Source organism: Rhodoligotrophos appendicifer, assembly GCF_007474605.1.
In the GTDB taxonomy this organism is placed as follows: domain Bacteria; phylum Pseudomonadota; class Alphaproteobacteria; order Rhizobiales; family Im1; genus Rhodoligotrophos; species Rhodoligotrophos appendicifer.
In genome coordinates this window covers 79633-97360 of sequence record NZ_VHKL01000008.1, presented here as the reverse complement: position 1 = coordinate 97360, position 17728 = coordinate 79633, and the positions used below count along the sequence as shown (strand labels likewise).

The 17728-nt window shown below is 62.6% G+C and carries 20 protein-coding genes and 1 other RNA gene; 20 read left to right on the top strand and 1 reads right to left on the bottom strand.

Annotation, left to right across the window (positions count from 1 at the left end; all coding sequences use genetic code 11):
• Positions 1-30: 30 nt before the first annotated feature.
• Entirely contained in the window at positions 31-594 is a 564-nt protein-coding gene (gene efp / locus FKM97_RS17995; RefSeq protein ID WP_144293818.1) for an elongation factor P, read from the bottom strand.
• 241 nt (positions 595-835) lie between these two features.
• On the opposite strand from efp, the gene tkt reads away from it, so the two are divergent.
• The 20 genes from tkt (at position 836) to tolB (ending at position 17583) form a co-directional block, all read left to right on the top strand.
• On the top strand, positions 836-2860 hold the full coding sequence (tkt, locus tag FKM97_RS17990) for a transketolase (protein WP_144293817.1): 2025 nt from the start codon (positions 836-838) through the stop codon (positions 2858-2860).
• 38 nt (positions 2861-2898) lie between these two features.
• Positions 2899-3903, top strand: coding sequence for a type I glyceraldehyde-3-phosphate dehydrogenase (gap, locus tag FKM97_RS17985; protein ID WP_144293816.1), 1005 nt, complete (start codon positions 2899-2901; stop codon positions 3901-3903).
• Positions 3904-3923: 20 nt separating this feature from the next.
• Positions 3924-5132 carry a phosphoglycerate kinase gene (locus tag FKM97_RS17980; RefSeq protein WP_144293815.1) on the top strand — a complete coding sequence of 403 codons (1209 nt, stop codon included), beginning with the start codon at positions 3924-3926 and terminating at the stop codon, positions 5130-5132.
• Between the two features lie 78 nt (positions 5133-5210).
• Positions 5211-6230, top strand: coding sequence for a class I fructose-bisphosphate aldolase (locus FKM97_RS17975; protein WP_144293814.1), 1020 nt, complete (start codon positions 5211-5213; stop codon positions 6228-6230).
• A 50-nt stretch (positions 6231-6280) separates the two neighbouring features.
• Positions 6281-6934 (top strand): thiamine phosphate synthase, encoded by a 654-nt coding sequence (locus tag FKM97_RS17970; protein ID WP_144293813.1) that lies wholly within the window; start codon positions 6281-6283, stop codon positions 6932-6934.
• Positions 6921-7880 carry a tetratricopeptide repeat protein gene (locus tag FKM97_RS17965; RefSeq protein WP_170240982.1) on the top strand — a complete coding sequence of 320 codons (960 nt, stop codon included), beginning with the start codon at positions 6921-6923 and terminating at the stop codon, positions 7878-7880. The genes FKM97_RS17970 and FKM97_RS17965 overlap by 14 nt, the downstream gene beginning before the upstream one ends.
• Before the next feature lie 99 nt (positions 7881-7979).
• Entirely contained in the window at positions 7980-8243 is a 264-nt protein-coding gene (locus FKM97_RS17960) for a hypothetical protein (protein WP_144293811.1), read from the top strand.
• Between the two features lie 42 nt (positions 8244-8285).
• Positions 8286-8651 carry a cell division protein ZapA gene (locus FKM97_RS17955; RefSeq protein WP_144293810.1) on the top strand — a complete coding sequence of 122 codons (366 nt, stop codon included), beginning with the start codon at positions 8286-8288 and terminating at the stop codon, positions 8649-8651.
• Between the two features lie 42 nt (positions 8652-8693).
• A non-coding RNA gene (gene ssrS / locus FKM97_RS17950) (6S RNA) lies at positions 8694-8853 on the top strand.
• Between the two features lie 36 nt (positions 8854-8889).
• Entirely contained in the window at positions 8890-9513 is a 624-nt protein-coding gene (locus FKM97_RS17945) for a 5-formyltetrahydrofolate cyclo-ligase (RefSeq protein WP_144293809.1), read from the top strand.
• Complete coding sequence (locus tag FKM97_RS17940; RefSeq protein WP_144293808.1) at positions 9504-10328, top strand: TIGR00282 family metallophosphoesterase; 825 nt, start codon at positions 9504-9506, stop codon at positions 10326-10328. Before FKM97_RS17945 ends, FKM97_RS17940 begins: the two co-directional genes overlap by 10 nt.
• Before the next feature lie 63 nt (positions 10329-10391).
• On the top strand, positions 10392-11141 hold the full coding sequence (locus tag FKM97_RS17935; RefSeq protein WP_144293807.1) for a YebC/PmpR family DNA-binding transcriptional regulator: 750 nt from the start codon (positions 10392-10394) through the stop codon (positions 11139-11141).
• 39 nt (positions 11142-11180) lie between these two features.
• A complete protein-coding gene (ruvC, locus tag FKM97_RS17930; RefSeq protein WP_144293806.1) occupies positions 11181-11693 on the top strand; it encodes a crossover junction endodeoxyribonuclease RuvC in 513 nt (170 codons plus the stop codon).
• The gene (ruvA, locus tag FKM97_RS17925; RefSeq protein ID WP_144293805.1) at positions 11690-12310 is read left to right on the top strand and encodes a Holliday junction branch migration protein RuvA; all 621 of its coding nucleotides are present in this window, start codon (positions 11690-11692) and stop codon (positions 12308-12310) included. The genes ruvC and ruvA overlap by 4 nt, the downstream gene beginning before the upstream one ends.
• Positions 12307-13350 carry a Holliday junction branch migration DNA helicase RuvB gene (gene ruvB / locus FKM97_RS17920; RefSeq protein ID WP_144293804.1) on the top strand — a complete coding sequence of 348 codons (1044 nt, stop codon included), beginning with the start codon at positions 12307-12309 and terminating at the stop codon, positions 13348-13350. The genes ruvA and ruvB overlap by 4 nt, the downstream gene beginning before the upstream one ends.
• Positions 13337-13807 (top strand): tol-pal system-associated acyl-CoA thioesterase, encoded by a 471-nt coding sequence (gene ybgC / locus FKM97_RS17915; RefSeq protein WP_144293803.1) that lies wholly within the window; start codon positions 13337-13339, stop codon positions 13805-13807. The genes ruvB and ybgC overlap by 14 nt, the downstream gene beginning before the upstream one ends.
• Positions 13808-14068: 261 nt before the next feature.
• Complete coding sequence (gene tolQ / locus FKM97_RS17910; RefSeq protein ID WP_144293802.1) at positions 14069-14779, top strand: protein TolQ; 711 nt, start codon at positions 14069-14071, stop codon at positions 14777-14779.
• A 24-nt stretch (positions 14780-14803) separates the two neighbouring features.
• Positions 14804-15262, top strand: coding sequence for a protein TolR (gene tolR, locus FKM97_RS17905; protein ID WP_144293801.1), 459 nt, complete (start codon positions 14804-14806; stop codon positions 15260-15262).
• A gap of 7 nt (positions 15263-15269) precedes the next feature.
• Positions 15270-16211 carry a TonB C-terminal domain-containing protein gene (locus tag FKM97_RS17900; protein WP_144293800.1) on the top strand — a complete coding sequence of 314 codons (942 nt, stop codon included), beginning with the start codon at positions 15270-15272 and terminating at the stop codon, positions 16209-16211.
• Between the two features lie 19 nt (positions 16212-16230).
• Positions 16231-17583, top strand: coding sequence for a Tol-Pal system beta propeller repeat protein TolB (gene tolB / locus FKM97_RS17895; RefSeq protein WP_246105145.1), 1353 nt, complete (start codon positions 16231-16233; stop codon positions 17581-17583).
• The last annotated feature ends 145 nt before the right edge of the window (positions 17584-17728 follow it).

Below are 17728 nucleotides of genomic sequence, written 5' to 3'. Positions count from 1 at the left end.
TCTTCCTTGTTCCAGTCGCATTATCGGCGGTTAGTCGGCCCGTCGCACATAGGCGACCTCGTTGGTGTCAACAATGATACGCTCACCCGTGGTGATGAAGGGGGGCACCATGACGCGCAGGCCATTCTCGAGGACCGCCGGCTTATAGGAGGACGATGCCGTCTGCCCTTTGACGACCGCATCGGCTTCGACGATCTCGAGCGTTACGTAGTCAGGCAGGGTGATGCCGAGAGGCGTACCCTCGTGGCTGTCGACGGTGACCTTCATGCCGTCCTGGAGAAATGCGGCGCGATCACCCACGAATTCGGTCGACAGCTCGATCTGCTCGTAGGTTTCTTGATCCATGAACACCAGCATGTCCCCGGACGGATAGAGATACTGATAGTCTTTCTGCTCGAGGCGGACGCGCTCCACGGTCTCCGAAGACCGGAAGCGCTCGTTGAGCTTGCGGTTGTCGACCAGATTTTTGAGCTCGACCTGGGCGTAGGCGCCGCCCTTGCCGGGTTTCACGTGCTGGGTCTTTACTGCGACCCATAGGCCGCCCTGGTGCTGGATGACGTTGCCCGGGCGGATTTCGTTACCGTTGATCTTCATCTTTCACCTGAAGGAAAAGGGTTGCGCTGGCGGCGCTTGACGGCGCCATATGCAGCACTTGGGCGCGATACCTATCAACTCTGCCTGCGGGATGCATCAAAAACCGCGCAGCGATGCGCACCTACGTGCCGCGTCGGCGGGCCCGGCCGTTGACTTGGGGGCGCCAAATGCTATGTGTGGCGCCTGTTCTCCACGGCTCGGCAGACCGGCTGAAATGACGGACCCGGCGGCATCGGACGCAATGACAGCGCACATCCAAGGTAGCACCACCATCGATACCACCAAGCATACACGCATGGCCAACGCGCTTCGCGCCCTCGCCATGGACGCTGTCCAAGCAGCAAACTCAGGCCATCCGGGACTTCCGATGGGGGCGGCGGACATTGCCACCGTCCTCTTTACGCAGTTCCTGAAGTTTGACGCCACCGAGCCCCATTGGCCGGACCGCGATCGCTTCGTGCTCTCCGCCGGCCATGGCTCCATGCTGCTATACGGGCTGCTGCATCTTCTCGGATACGAAGACATCACGATCGACGAGATCAAGCGGTTCCGCCAGCTTGGCTCCCGCACGGCGGGACATCCGGAATATGGCCACGCCGCGGGAATCGAGACGACCACCGGGCCGCTCGGGCAGGGCCTGGGCAATGCCGTCGGCATGGCGATCGCCGAACGCCTGCTGTCGACGCGCTTCGGAGCCTCCGTGGTCGACCACCGGACCTATGTGCTTGCCAGCGACGGCGATCTCATGGAGGGCATCAGCCAGGAATCCATCGCGCTCGCCGGTCACTTGAAGCTCGGCAAGCTCATCGTTCTCTTTGATGACAACGGCATTTCCATCGATGGGCCGATCAAGCTGTCGGATTCGACCGATCAGCTGAAGCGCTTTGACGCCTCCGGCTGGCACACCATGGGCATCGACGGCCATGATCCCTCGGCGATTGCGGCGGCGATAACGGCGGCACAGTCCGACGATCGCCCCTCGCTGATCGCGTGCCGCACCGTCATTGGCTATGGGGCGCCGAAGAAGCAGGGCACCTCGGGCGCCCACGGCTCGCCGCTCGGGCCCGATGAGATTGCCGCCACCCGTAAGTCGCTGGCCTGGACCGACGAGCCCTTCGTCGTCCCGACCGACATTCGCGATCTGTGGCGTATCGCCGGCATCCGCGCCTGCAAGCATCGTCGCACCTGGGAGCAGAATGTCGCGGAACTCGACGTCGAGACCCGTGCCGAATTCGACCGCCGCCAGCGTGGAGACCTTCCCTCGAAGTTTGGCTCGGTCATCCGCAGTTTCAAGGACAAGCTGGCCAAGGACAAGCCGAAGACGGCGACGCGGTCGGCTTCACAGATGGTTCTCGACGTCATCAACGCCGTGGTGACCGAGACGATCGGGGGGTCTGCCGATCTGACCCCGTCGAACAACACGAAATCGGCCGACATGAAGGCGATTACGCCGGAGGATTTCTCCGGCCGCTTCATCCATTACGGCATCCGCGAGCATGGCATGGCCGCGGCGATGAACGGCATGGCGCTGCACCGGGGCGTGATCCCTTATGGCGGCACGTTCCTGATCTTCTCCGATTACTGCAGGCCCTCCGTGCGCTTGGCGGCACTGATGCAGCAGCGCGTCATCTTCGTTTTCACCCATGATTCGATCGGGCTTGGCGAGGACGGGCCGACCCATCAGCCGGTGGAGCAGCTTGCCGCCTTGCGGGCCATCCCCAACTTGAAGGTGCTGAGGCCCGCCGACGCCATGGAGACGGCCGAATGCTGGCAGATCGCTCTTGAGAACCGGGACGGCCCCTCCGTCATGGCTCTCACCCGCCAGAATCTGCCGGCGGTACGGCACGAATCCGATGCCGACAATCTGTGCGCCCGCGGCGCCTATGAGCTCGCTGGCACCAATGCCGACAGCGAAGTGGTGATCTTCGCCTCGGGATCCGAAATCGAGATCGCTTTGGCGGCCAAGGCTCAACTTGACAAGGCGGGGCATCACACCCGGGTGGTCTCAGTCCCGAGCTTCGAGCTTTTTGCCGCACAATCTCCGGAATATCGCGCATCGGTCCTCGGCCCGGAAAAACATCGGGTCGCCATCGAAGCAGCGGTTTCTATGGGCTGGGAGCGGTTCATCGGCCATGACGGCATCTTTATCGGGATGCACGGCTTCGGCGCCAGTGGACCCTACCAGGAACTTTACCGCCACTTCGGCATTACCGCCGAGGCGGCGGTGTCTGCCGTGACCAGCCGGATCGCCGGTACCAAGAACTGACACCTCGACCACAGCTTCAACAGGGATAGCGCTTCGACATGACCGTTCGTGTTGCCATCAATGGATTTGGCCGCATCGGCCGCCTCGTCCTTCGTGCCTATGCCGAATCCGGGCGCAGCGACATGGAGGTGGTGGCCATCAACAACCGGTCGGCGCTGGAAGGCGCAGCGCATCTCTTCAAATATGATAGCGTGCATGGCCGGTTTCCCGGACCGGTGGAGACGGGAGAGGGCTTCCTCGACATCGGCAAGGGTCGCATCGCCTATATCAGCGAGGAGGATCCAGCGAACATCCGCTGGGGCGACCATGGGGTTGACGTGGTTCTTGAATGCACCGGCAAGTTCAACAGTCGCGACAAGGCGCAGATCCACCTGACCAACGGCGCCAAGAAGGTCCTCTGCTCGGCCCCCGCGAAGGGCGCTGACATGACCGTCGTCTATGGCGTCAACCACAAGGATATGAAGGCGGACCAGACCATCGTCTCCAACGCCTCCTGTACCACCAACTGTCTCGCGCCCATGGCCATGCTGCTCGATGAGTTCTGCGGTCTGGAGCGCGGCTTCATGACGACGATTCATGCCTATACGACGGATCAGCGGCTTCTGGACAACAGCCATAAGGATCTCCGCCGCGCCCGCGCCGCCGGACTGTCCATGATCCCCACCACGACAGGGGCCGCCAAGACCGTTGGCGAAGTGCTCCCGAAGCTGAAGGGCAAGCTGGACGGGACGTCGGTCCGCGTCCCTGTACCCAATGTGTCCTTGGTCGACCTTGTGTTCGTGCCTGCCCGCGAAGTGAGCGCCGAGGCGATCAACGATGCGGTGCGCAAGGCTGCCGCAGGGAATCTGGCCGGGGTCGTGGAAGCATGTGACGAGCCGCTCGTCTCCACCGATTTCAACCATAATCCGGCCTCTTGCGTCTTTGATCTCACCCAGACGCAGATCGTCGACAAGCGTCTGGTACGCGTGGCCGCTTGGTATGACAATGAATGGGGTTTCTCCCACCGCATGAACGACACGGCGGCATATTGGAGCGCGCTTTAACGGCATCCGGGGGGCGGGTCATGGCGAGCTTTCGGACGTTGGATGATGTGGATGTCAGGGGCAAGCGGGTCCTCCTGCGCGTCGATCTGAACGTGCCTCTGAAAGGCGAGGAGGTTCAGGACCAGACCCGCATCGAGCGTGTCGTCCCGACCATTCGGGAACTGGTCTCGAAGGGGGCGAAAGTGATCCTCCTCTCGCATCTCGGGCGCCCAAAGGGCACCGTGGTGCCCGACATGACGTTGCGCGTGGTGGCTGAGCCTTTGGCCAAGGTTCTGGGTCAGCCGGTGAAATTCGTCGAGACGAACTGGGAAAACGGTGAGGCCCTCAAGGCCGTCGAGGCCGCCAAGCCGGGCGACGTTCTGCTGCTGGAGAACACCCGCTTTCATCCAGGCGAAGAGGCAAATCAGCCCGCCTTCGTTCGACGGCTGTTTGATCTGGGCGACATCTATGTGAACGATGCCTTCTCTGCGGCTCACCGGGCGCATGCCTCCACTGAAGGCATTGCGCATTTTCTTCCCTCGGTTGCGGGTCGTGCCATGGAAGCCGAGGTCGAAGCGCTGTCCTCGGCGCTCGAACATCCCGAACGTCCTTTGGTTGCGGTGGTCGGGGGTGCCAAGATCTCCACCAAGTTCGACGTGCTCGGGCATCTGACGTCGAAGGTGGACACGTTGATCATCGGCGGCGGCATGGCGAACACTTTTCTGGCTGCTCAGGGCAAGCCGATCGGTCGCTCGCTCTGCGAACCCGAGCTGTTCAACGAGGCCCGCAGTATCCTGAAGGAAGCCGGGCATCAGGGCTGCGAGATCCTGCTGCCCGTCGATGCCGTGGTCGCGGAGGATTTCAAGCCTCACGCCCATCACCGAACGGTCGACATCGGCGCCATCAGCGAGAAGGAGCGCATTCTCGATATTGGCCCGAAAACCGTTGAGCTTGTGAAGTCTCGCTTTGCGAAGGCCAAGACCCTCGTCTGGAATGGACCGTTCGGCGTCTTCGAATTGGAGCCCTTCGACCGGGGAACGGTGGCGGTGGCGAAATTTGCGGCCGAGTTGAGCCGCGCCGGCAAGCTGCGCTCCATCGCCGGCGGCGGCGACACCGTATCCGCGCTCAATCATGCGGGCGTGGCAGACGATTTCACCTATGTCTCGACCGCCGGCGGGGCCTTTCTCGAATGGCTTGAGGGCAAGGAGCTTCCGGGCGTCGCGGTCCTTGAACAGGCGGTGGCTGCGTGAGGCGATCCTCTTTCGCTGTGCCATCATCTTGAAGCATAATTCGGTCTATTGACCCACCGATCCATGAGGAATGAAACGATGAGCATGACCCTTGAACAGGTGGCGAAAGCCTTGGTGGCCGACGGGAAGGGAATTCTCGCGGCCGACGAGAGCACCAGCACGATCAAGAAGCGTTTCGATGCGATCGCCCTGACCTCCACCGAGGAGGCGCGTCGCGACTATCGCGAGATGCTGTTCCGCTCGACGGAGGCCATGACGGATCACATCTCCGGCGTGATCCTCTTTGACGAGACCATCCGCCAGAGCGCAAAAGACGGGACGCCCTTCGTCGAACTGCTGACCAGGGCGGGCTGCATTCCCGGCATCAAGGTCGATGCCGGAACGAAGCCCCTCGCATATCATCCGGACGAACAGATTACCGAAGGCCTGGATGGCCTGCGCGAACGCTGTCAGGAATATCACAAGCTGGGGGCTCGCTTCACGAAGTGGCGGGCCGTCATCACGATCGGCAAGGACATACCGAGTCGGGCGTGCATCCTCACCAACACCCACGCCCTTGCGCGATATGCGGCCATCGCCCAGGAAGCCGGTCTGGTCCCGATCGTCGAGCCCGAGTTGCTGATGGACGGCGATCACACCATTGATCGCTGCCTGGAGGTGACGGAGCGGGTGCTGCACAGCCTCTATGCGGAACTGAACATGCAGGACGTGGTCCTCGAGCAGACCCTCCTGAAGCCGAACATGGTGATCTCCGGTACGGAATGCCCGCAACAGGCTGGGATCGAGGAAGTCGCCGAAAAGACGGTGAAGGTGCTGAAGCGCACGGTACCCGCCGCAGTACCGGGCATCGTGTTCCTGTCCGGTGGCCAGTCCGACGAAATCGCGACCGCCCATCTGTCCGCCATGAATGCCGGTCACGACCTGCCATGGCCGCTGACCTTCTCCTATGGGCGTGCCCTGCAAGCGGCCGCGATCAAGGCGTGGGGTGGCAAATCCGAAAACGTGGCAGCGGGCCAGCGAGCCTTTACGCACCGGGCGAAGATGAACGGCCTTGCTGCCCAAGGCCGTTATAGCGCGGATCTGGAGAAGGCGGCCTGAGGGAGATAAGTTCTCTCGCCATCGTTGAGAGCAATTAAGGAGACGAGCTCATCGCCCGGAAACAGGCTGCCGCGTCGAGGATCCGCTCGCGCCTCTTTCTCGTAGCACCTGTCGGCCTCGCACCCGAAAGGCTCACCGAGCTTTTCGATGCTGCCTTGCTGGGGGGCGACGTGGCGTGCCTGTTGATCGCGGGCGAGACCGAATCCAGTGTGGAGGCCCTTGCTGCGGCCGTCATGCCCTTGGCTGCCGCCCACAATGTCGCCGTTCTTTTGGACGATTGTCCCGACCTGGCGCGCAGAATAGGGGTGGATGGCGTGCAGATTGGCGCTGATCTTTCGCGATACCAGGATGTTCGGCGAATGCTCGGAACCGACATGATCATCGGCGCTTTTTGTGCAGGCTCCCGTCACGCCGCGATGGAGCTCGGCGAAGCCGGTGCCGATTTTGTGGCCTTCGACGACATTGCCGGCGATCTTCCCGAAGATGAGGACTTCTCGCTACCGGTGTGGTGGTCTTCTGTTTTCGAGGTGCCCTGCGTCGCCTTGATGCCATCGGAGCCGGAGGGCGTCCGCGCCCTCGCGGCGGGGAGCGTGGAGTTCGTCCGTCCATCAGATACGATGTGGCTCTCGCCCGAAGCAGCACGGACGATGGTGTCCGATCTCAATGCCCTCATGGATGAAGTCGCGTCCGATGAAGCCCCTTAGGATCACCGCGCTCGGCATGGCAGTGGCCGCTCTCGGGTCGACGACGGCGACCTCTCCTCTGTGGGCAGACTATGCAGCCGCGATCCGGGCGGCCGAGGCAGGCGATTTTGCGACCGCCTTCAAGGAAGCCTCCCCCTTGGGCGAGGCCGGCGATCCTCAGGCCCAGGCCTTGATGGGCACCATGTATGAAAACGGCTGGGGCATTACCCGCGACCTCGACTTGGCTACACGCTGGTACGAGCAGGCAGCCGAGCGTGGCCACACCGGCGCAATGGTGGCGATCGCCCTGATGTTGTTGGACGGTCGCACCGGGGCTACGGATCCGAAAAAGGCTGAGCAACTGCTCCTCCAGGCCGCTCAGGCTGGATATCCGCCGGCTCAGCACAATCTCGGACTGCTCTATGCCGGTGCCGCCGGCTTCGATCAGGATTGGGCGAAATCCGCGGAATGGTTTCGGAAGGCGGGCGACCAGGGATTGGCAGACGCCCAATACAATTTGGGCGTCCTCTATGCCGAGGGCAAAGGCGTCAACAAGGACATGGTCCAGGCCGGCAGTTGGATTTCCAAGGCCGCAGCGCAGGGGCTCCCCGACGCGGCCCTTGATTACGGCGTCATGGTCTTTCGCGGTGAGGGCGTCCAGAAAGATGAAAAGATTGGCGCTCAATGGCTGCTCGTCGCAGCCCGGCAAGGAAATGCCGTGGCCCAGAACCGGGTGGCGCGGCTCTACCTGACCGGCCGGGGATTTACGGCGGATCCGGTCGAGGGCGCGAAGTGGAACATCCTGGCAAGCCAGTCTGGTCGCACCGACCCGGACCTTGACGCGGAGATCGCAAAGCTCACCGACGAACAGCGCGCCGAGGCCGATTTGCGGGTTCGTAATTTCATGGCAAGGCAGCTGGCCCGCGAGGGTCCGAAGGTGGCAACCACAGGCGTGACGGGCGGTTGAACGGCGAGCCCTGTTGACGCTGTTGTGAGCACAAGCCTAATCTTCAGCGAATCGCTGGAATGACGCTGCGGGCAATGCAATCGAGGAACAACGGCTGGGATGATGGCGGAGTCCACTAAGCTGGACAGAGCATTTGCGCGCTTTGAAGAGGCGCTGAGGCGGCTTGACGGAGAGCTGTCGGTGGCAGGCATGCGCGGTGCGGCCGTTGGCGATGCCGATGGGGCCGATGACGAGCGTCGGCGCATGGCCGAGGAGATCGAGCAGCTCCGAGCCGACAACACTCTCTTGCTTGACCGGCAATCGGCGGCTTCGGTCAAGATCGACGCCGCCATGGACCGTATACGGTCGGCTCTGGGCGAATGAGACCGGCGCACTCTTTATCGGTTGAACGGAGTTTCTAAGCACATGGCGCAGGTCGTAGTTCGCGTGAATGACCGCCCCTATACGATGGAATGCGGCCATGGCGAGGAGGAGCACCTGCTTGAGCTGGCGCAGCTTCTCGACAGTGAAGTTTCGAAGCTGAAGCGAAGCGTGGGCCAGGTCGGCGATATCCGGCTTCTGTTGATGGCGGGAATCACGATCGCCGACAAACTGTCCGAGGCGCTGCGCCACATCGAGGCGCTGCAGGACGAAGTGGCCGGTCTGAAGGATGCCCGGATGGCGGCGATCGAGCGCAGCCGGGCGCAGGAGGATCGTATGGCTGAGCAGTTGAGCAATGCAGCCGCAAAGCTCGAGACCTTGTCGCGCGAGCATTCCGTCAGCGAAGATTGACCGCTTTGGCAGTGGATTTCGCCGCCGCCTGTGCTTAAGTAGGGATGGCTGCCCGGTGCGTCAGGAGAACAATTTCCCTGGGGCCTATAACCGATCTCTATGGGAGCTGTCCCTGGTTGAGGCCGTGGCCTCTTTCACACGGCGCCCACCTACGCTAGTAGGGACCCGGGATCGTAACCTCCAACGGCCGGGTGGCTTTATCTGAAACGTTTCCCGGCTCAGCCATCGGACGGATCTAATGCTGCCAGGCGACCGGGCCGACACCGTGGAAGAGAAGAAGATGTTGCGCCGGCAAGCCGGTGCGACGCGGGCGAGGCTCCAGGCGGAGCTGGGAGCCGATGCGGGCGGACGGATTCGCAAGCTCGGGCTGGAACTTCTTGGGTCTCCCCAGGGAAGGGTCGTTGCGGGCTTTCATCCCTATCGCAGTGAAGTCGATGTGATGCCGCTGTTGGAAGCTCTGGGCGAAGCAGGATGGAAGACGGCGTTGCCGGTCATCGTCGAGCCCCATCAACCCTTGGCCTTCCGCAGTTGGTCCGTAGGTGAGGATACCGCCGAAGGCCATTACGGCATCCTGGCGCCGCGCGACCATGCGGCCATGGTCGATCCCGACCTGCTGCTCGTTCCGATGCTGGCATTCGACCGGGATGGCTACCGACTGGGCTACGGAGGCGGCTTCTACGATCGCACCCTGCACAAATTGCGCGCTCTGAAGCCGATCACCGCCATCGGCATCGCCTTTTCGGGCCAGGAGCTCGACAGCGTGCCGCATGATTCCGAAGACCAGCACCTCGACTGGATCCTCACGGAACAGGGGCCCGTTTACCCCCGCAATCGACCCGGCCGAGAGGCGGAATGCGACTGATCTTTGTGGGCGACGTCGTTGGCCGTTCGGGACGCACGGCTCTCTATCGCGAACTGCCGCGGCTGCGCGAGCAGCTGCAGGCGGATTTCGTTGTCGTCAACGGCGAGAATGCGGCCGGCGGCTTTGGGATCAACTACGACATCTTCCGCGACATGCGTGATGCCGGGGCGGATGTGGTGACCCTGGGCAATCACGCCTTCGATCAGCGCGAGGCTTTGGTCTTCATCGAGCGGGAGCCGACACTCCTCCGGCCGGTGAACTATCCCAAGGGGACGCCGGGCAGGGGCTCCGGCCTCTTCGATACCGCCGACGGCCGCCACGTCCTTGTGATGAACGTCATGGGCAGGCTGTTCATGGATCCCCTGGACGATCCCTTTGTGGCCATTGACCGGGAGCTGGACGCCTGCCCACTGACCGAGGGCTGCGATGCCTGCGTGATCGATATCCATGCTGAGGCGACCTCGGAGAAAATGGGCGTCGGTCATTTCGCCGACGGTCGGGCGAGTCTCGTCGTCGGGACCCACACCCATGTCCCGACCGCCGATCACCAGATCCTTCCCAATGGCACCGCCTATATGACGGATGCCGGAATGACGGGCGACTACAACTCGATCATCGGCATGGAGATCGAGGAGCCGCTGATCCGATTCACCCGCAAGCTGGCCAGCGGACGCTTCGAGCCGGCGGGCGGCGAGGCCACCCTTTGCGGCATCGGGGTGGAAATCGACGATGCGACCGGCTTGGCCAACGCCGTCGGCCCCATTCGCTGCGGTGGCCGGCTTGAACCCGTGCTTCCCGGCTTCTGGAACGCTTGAACTGGATTTCGCGGCACGCGCCGCTTATAACGGCGCCCAAGCAATTCCCTTAAGAGATCGATCATGGCCGGCCATTCCCAATTTAAGAACATCATGCACCGCAAGGGAGCGCAGGACGCCAAGCGCGCCAAGGTGTTCTCGAAGCACTCTCGCGAGATCACGGTTGCCGCCAAGGCCGGCGGACCCGACCCCGCCAGCAATGCACGGCTCCGGCTGGCGATCCAGAATGCCCGCGCCGAGAACATGCCCAAGGACAATATCGAGCGCGCCATCAAGAAGGCGGCCGGGGGTGATGCCGACACCTATGAGGAGATCCGCTACGAGGGCTATGGCCCCGGCGGCGTGGCGGTGATCGTCGAGACATTGACGGACAATCGCAACAGAACGGCCAGCAATGTCCGCGCCACATTTTCGAAGTTTGGCGGCAATCTGGGGGAAACGGGCTCCGTGTCCTTCATGTTCGACCGTGTCGGGCAGATCGTCTACAAGCCCGAAATCGGTGATGCCGATGCGGTTTTGGAGGCTGCCATTGATGCAGGTGCGGAGGATGTCCAGTCCGATGCGGATGGCCACGTCATCACCTGCGCCTTTGCAGAGTTGAGTGAAGTCGCAGCCGCCCTGCAGGACACTTTGGGCGAAGCCGAATCCGTTCGCCCCTTTTGGCGTCCCCAGAACGGCACGCCTGTGGATGAGGAGCGTGCGCAGAGCATGCTGAAGCTGGTCTCCTCCCTGGAAGACGATGACGACGTCCAGAACGTCTATTCGAATTTCGAGGTGGAGGACGACGTGATGGCCAAGCTCACCGCGGCCTGACCGCTGGGAACGCTGCTTCCTTTACGCTATTGATGGCCGATGGTGGCCATGGCGATTCGCATTATCGGTATTGATCCCGGTCTGAGGAAGACCGGATGGGGCGTGATCGATGTCGCCGGCAGCCGGCTGATTCATGTCGCACACGGCACACTCAAGGTGAACGACGCCCAGTCTCTGGCGGGTCGTCTGCTGGAGCTCCATGGCCAGCTCGTTGCAGTGATGGAGGAATGGCAGCCCCACGAGGCAGCCGTCGAGGAAACCTTCGTCAACAAGGATCCGCGATCCACGCTGAAACTTGGCCACGCCCGCGCCATCGCTCTCCTGGTCCCGGCCGCCGCAGGTCTGTCCGTGGCCGAATATGCGCCAAACGCGGTCAAGAAGGCCGTGGTGGGGGCCGGCCACGCAGACAAGACGCAGGTGCACGAGATGGTGCAGATCCTCCTCGCCCGCTGCAAGGTGACCGGTGCCGACGCCGCCGATGCGCTCGCGGTGGCCATCACGCATGCCCATCATCGCACGAGCATCGCCCTGCGCATGAAGGTGACCGCATGATCGGGAAGCTCAAGGGGTTCGTCGACAGCTTCGGCGAGGACTGGGTGATCATCGATGTCGGCGGTGTCGGCTATCAGGTCACCTGCTCCAGTAAGACCCTTCAGTCGCTGCCGGCGCCAGGCGAGAGCGTATCGCTGGCGATCGAGACCTATGTGCGCGAGGACCAGATCCGCCTCTTCGGTTTTCTGAGCCCCGTGGAACGGGAATGGTTCCTGTTGCTGCAGACGGTGCAGGGGGTCGGGACGCGGGTGGCCCTCGCGCTGCTCTCGACCCTGACCGCATCGGACCTTGCCAACGCCATCGCCATGCAGGACCGGGCGACCATCGCAAGAGCCCCAGGCATCGGACCCAAGGTTGCCCAACGGATCGTAACGGAGCTGAAGGACAAGGCGCCTGCGCTCACTTACGCCGATACCGGCCTGGTGCGGCTGCAAGCCCTTACCGACGCCGGCGGGAAGACCGGCACGGCCTCCGCCGAGGCGGTATCCGCCCTCGTCAATCTCGGCTATGCGCAGGTCCAGGCCGGCGCTGCAGTGGCGACGGCGCTGGCCAAGGCCGGTGACGACGCCCGCACCGAGCAGCTGATACGAGGCGCTCTGCGGGAGCTGTCCACATGAATGCGCGTCTGATCGACCGCGATGCCCGCGAGGAGGATGCCGTCGACACGACGCTGCGTCCCTTGCGCCTCGAGGAGTTCGTCGGGCAGGGCAAGGCCAAGGCCAATCTGCGCGTCTTTATCGAGGCAGCCAAGTCCCGGGGCGAGGCCCTGGATCACGTTCTCTTCGCCGGGCCTCCAGGGCTTGGAAAGACCACTCTCGCCCAGATCGTCGCCCGCGAGCTGGGATCGAATTTCCGGTCGACCTCCGGTCCGGTGATTGCCAAAGCCGGTGATCTTGCTGCACTCCTCACCAATCTTGAGGACCGCGATGTCCTGTTCATCGATGAGATCCATCGCCTGAACCCCGCGGTCGAAGAGATCCTCTATCCGGCGATGGAGGATTTTCAGCTCGATTTGATCATCGGCGAGGGTCCCGCGGCCCGCTCGGTGCGAATCGACTTGGCGCGTTTCACCTTGGTGGGCGCGACGACCCGTTCGGGCTTGCTGACCACGCCCCTGCGGGATCGCTTCGGAATTCCCATCAGGCTCGATTTCTACACCGATGAAGAGCTGCTGCAGATCGTCTCGCGCGGCGCCCGTGTTCTGGGGATCTCCATGACCGAGAGCGGCGCCAGGGAAATCGCCAAGCGCTCTCGCGGAACGCCGCGGATCGCCGGCAGGCTCCTGCGCCGTGTCCGGGACTTCGCCTCCGTCGGCGGCGTCGAGCGGATCGACGAGAAGGCAGCCGACGGAGCGCTCCGTATGCTCGAAGTGGATAATCGTGGTCTTGACATGTTGGACCGTCGTTATCTTCAATGCATTGCGCTCAATTTCGGCGGCGGACCGGTGGGTATCGAGACGGTGGCAGCGTCTCTGAGCGAGGCGCGCGACGCTCTCGAAGAAATTATCGAACCCTTTCTGATCCAGCAGGGTTTCGTGAATCGAACGCCCCGTGGTCGAATATTGACACCGCATGCCTTTGCTCATCTCGGCCTCGCCACACCAGGCAGGTTGCAGACGCTGCAAGTCGAGCTCTTCGGAGAGGATGATGCCCCGTGATCGCGATACCTGGCCCGACCTCGCTGGCCGCATGGCCGGGCCGGAGCACCGGCTGCCGGTTCGGGTCTATTATGAGGACACCGACTTCTCAGGCTTCGTCTATCATGCCAATTACCTGAAGTTCTGCGAACGCGCCCGCTCCGACTGGTTACGGCTCCTGGGCTGGCATCACCGGGATTTGATCACGGAGGAGGGCGGCGGTTTGGGTTTTGTCGTCCGCAAGCTGCAGGCCGAGTTTCGCAAGCCGGCGGTGATTGACGATGTGCTTGAGGTGGCAACAAAGATCGCCAGCCTGACGGGGGCTCGCCTGACACTCGAGCAGACGGTGTATCGAGGTCTGGAGCGCCTGTTCGAGATGGCGGTGACGGTGGCCCTCGTTGATCGCAGCGGACGGCCTCGGCGCGTTCCGGCTGAATTGATGGCGGTCATCGCCCCGAAGGCCGTGAATTCCGGCTAGCCCGCGCGGGGAGCGGCAAAAAAGTCAGCCATCCCGCCGCATTTCCGCAGCGCGGTAAATCGTCTATTAACCATGTCCTGTATTGTATCGGTGACGGGTGCCAACGGCGACACGGTGAGTGACCGGCGCGAGGGACCAGCGCGAGGTGAGAGTGCGCCGCAGTTTGAACAAACTTGACGGGCTTGGTGGGTTAACCACGCCTGGATCGAGCTTGAACTCCAAGCTCCCGGCATGCTGTTCAGCGAATTTCCGGGGACGTGAATGCCAGTAGAGATTGCACAGGGCGCTGCCGCCGCGCCCGTTGACTATTCGCTGATGGCGCTGTTCTGGCAGGCGCACATTGTGGTCAAGATCGTAATGATCGGCCTCCTTGCTGCATCGATCTGGACCTGGGCCATCGTGTTTGAGAAATACGTCCTGGTCCAGCGCATGAAGCGTGCGACGGATCGCTTCGAGCAGATGTTTTGGTCCGGCCAGTCGCTGGAGGAGCTTTATCTGAGCTTGGGCCCGCGCACCAACACGGGCATGGCGTCCTTGTTCATGGCTGCCATGCGCGAATGGAAGCGCAGCCAGGACAGTGCCATTCGCGCCGGTTTTCACGGCGTGCAGAAGCGGATCGAGAAGGTGATGGACGTACAGCTCCAGAAGGAGATGTCGCGCCTGGAAAGCCGATTGCTCTTCCTGGCGACCGTCGGGTCCACCGCGCCCTTCATCGGCTTGTTCGGCACGGTCTGGGGCATCATGAGCAGCTTCCAGGCGATCGCCGCGAGTAAGAACACCAATCTGGCCGTGGTGGCCCCCGGCATTGCCGAGGCGCTCTTCGCCACGGCGATCGGCCTGATCGCGGCGATTCCCGCCGTCATTTTCTACAATAAGATCAACAGCGATCTGGGCAAGATCGGTGCGCGTCTGGAAAACTTTGCCGATGAGTTCTCGGCGATCATCTCGCGGCAATTGGACGAGCGCAGCTAGCGCAATAAGGGAAAGAGGCAGGGGATGGGCGCGAGCCTTCAGACCAACAACAGCGGAGGTCGCCGCGGCGGACGCCGCAGACGGTCTTCCCACGCGCCTATGAGCGAGATCAACGTCACCCCCATGGTCGACGTCATGCTCGTGCTTCTCATCATCTTCATGGTCGCAGCCCCCCTGCTGACGGTCGGCGTGCCGGTAGAATTGCCGGAAAGCAAGGGCAACCCCATGGAAGGTGATAAGGAGCCGTTGACGGTCTCCGTCGACGGCGCCGGCAAGATCTTTTTGCAGGACACGGAGATCACCCTCGACACACTGGTGCCGAAATTGGAGGCGATAACCAAGCAGGGTTACGACGAGCGCATCTATGTTCGGGGTGACAAAGCGGTCGATTATGGCACTGTTGCTCAAGTCATGGGTTCACTGAGCGCTGCCGGTTTCAAGCGCATCGGCCTCGTCCTGGAACCCGCAGAGGATGGGAGCTGACCAGGGGATGCGCTGGAGCATCACCACATCCTTCCTGCTGCATGTCGCGCTGCTGATGGCGTGCGTGATTGCCTTGCCGTCGGCTGAGGAGTTTCACCCCGAGACGCCTCCGGCTGTCCCGGTGGAACTGCTGACCTTGAGTGACCTGTCGAAGCGCATGGCTGTCCAGAAGGATGCCGAAGAGAAGCCAGAGGAGAAAGCCGCGCCACCGAAGCCGCCTGAGGAAGTGAAGAAGGCCAAGCCCAAGCCTGAGCCCGCCCCTGAGCCGACCGAGGCCGCCAAGGCTCCCGCGCCGGAACCGGAACCCGAGCCCAAGCCCGTCGAGCAGGCGACCGCTGAGCCGATGCCGCAGCCCAGCGAGCCGACGCCTGCGCCTGAACAGGCGGTGCCCGACGCCAAGCCCGAGCCCGACAAGGTGCCGGAGAAGAAGGCCGAGACCCCCCCGCCGCCCAAGCCGAAGGCCAAGCCCAAACCGCCGGCCCCGAAAGTGGCGGAGAAGAAGCCGCAGCGCGACTTCAACCCCGACGATATCGCAGCGCTTCTGAACAAGATCCCGGATGCCCAGAGTGCCGCGGCCGATACGCCCGTTGAGACCGGCGCCCCCAAGCGGGCTGAGCGGACTGCCATGATCGGCAGCGACAGCGCCATCACCGCCGACGAGCGCGACTGGTTGCGCAGCCAGATCGAGAAGTGCTGGAACCCTCCGGTAGGTGTGTCCGACGCCCAGAACCTTATCGTGAAGCTGCGGATCGCCTTCAATATGGATGGGTCGGTCGTGGGCTATCCCGAGATCATGAACAGCGGCGGCTCACCCCTTTTCCAGGTTGCCGCCGATTCCGCCGTGCGCGCGGTGATGCGCTGTGCGCCCTACCAGATGCCGCAAGAGAAATATGAGAGCTGGCGCGACGTCATTCTGAATTTCGACCCGAGCCACATGTTCCCGAGCTGATCCCGAGAAGAGCGAACCTATGCCCCCACACAAGAGCGAAATGCTCCGGAAAGTCGTTGCCCTGGTACTGACCCTGATCGTGGCCCCCGTGCTGACGGTCGCGGCCTTTGTCACCCCCGCCCATGCCGTCCTCGAGCTCGACATCACCAGCGGGCAGCCGCAGCCCTTGCCCATCGCCCTGCCGAACTTCACCGGCGACACGCCCGAGGCGCAGAAATATGGCGTCGATATCGTCCAGGTGATCACCGGCGACCTCGAGCGCTCCGCCCTGTTCAAGGCGATACCGCAATCGGCCTTCATTGAGCAGATCTCGAATTTCGATCAGCCGCCGCGCTTTGGCGATTGGCGCATCATCCAGGCCCAGGCTCTCGTGACCGGGCGTGCCACGGTGCTGCCCGATGGACGGTTGCGGGCGGAATTCAGACTCTGGGACATCTTTGCCCAGCAGCAGATGCTGGGGCTGCAATTCGTGACCACCCCTCGCAACTGGCGCCGGATCGGCCACATGATCGCTGATGCGATCTATGAGCGGCTCACGGGCGAAAAGGGCTATTTCGACAGTCGCGTGGTCTTCGTCGATGAGAGTGGCCGCAAAGACAAGCGCGTCAAGCGCCTGGCGATCATGGACCAGGATGGGGCCAATTTGCGCCACCTCACGGATGGCAGTGATCTTGTGCTGACCCCGCGCTTCAGTCCCAACGCGCAGGAAATCACCTACGTCTCCTATGCAGGCGGCCAGCCGCGCGTCTACCTCTTCAACATCGAGACCGGGCAGCGCGAGATCGTCGGCGTTTTCCCGAACATGGCCTTCGCACCCCGTTTCTCGCCGGACGGCCAGCAGGTGATTCTCAGTCTCCAGAACGAGGGCAACTCCAACATCTTCGCTTTGGACCTGCGCTCGCGCCAGGTTCGGCAGATCACCAACAGCGGTGCTATCGACACGGGACCTTGCTACTCGCCCGACGGGCAGCAGATCACCTTCGAGTCTGATCGCGGCGGAACGCAGCAGATCTACACAATGAACGCCGACGGCTCGAATCAGCAGCGGATAAGTTTTGGCCAGGGGCGCTATTCCACACCCGTCTGGTCGCCGCGCGGCGACTTGATCGCCTTCACAAAGCAGATGAACGGCAAATTTCTCATCGGTGTGATGAAGCCGGATGGCTCTGGTGAGAGAATATTAACCGAAGGCTTTCATAATGAAGGTCCAACATGGGCGCCTAACGGCAGAGTATTAATGTTTTTTCGGGAGAGCCAGGGCGAGGGTGGTGGACCAAAGATCTGGACCGTCGATCTGACCGGCTACAACGAGCTGCAGTTGCAGACGCCGAATTTTGCGTCCGATCCTGCCTGGTCGCCCTTGCTGAAGTAGGCGCGGGGAAGTATTAACCATATTCCCCGAGGCTGACGCAGGCGACCGCAGTGAATGGCCGCTGCGGATCTTGAGAGCGGACATGCTGTCCGCTGGACGAAGCGGGATGGGCGGGTGCTCGCCACGGGTGTGTGTGCTTATACAG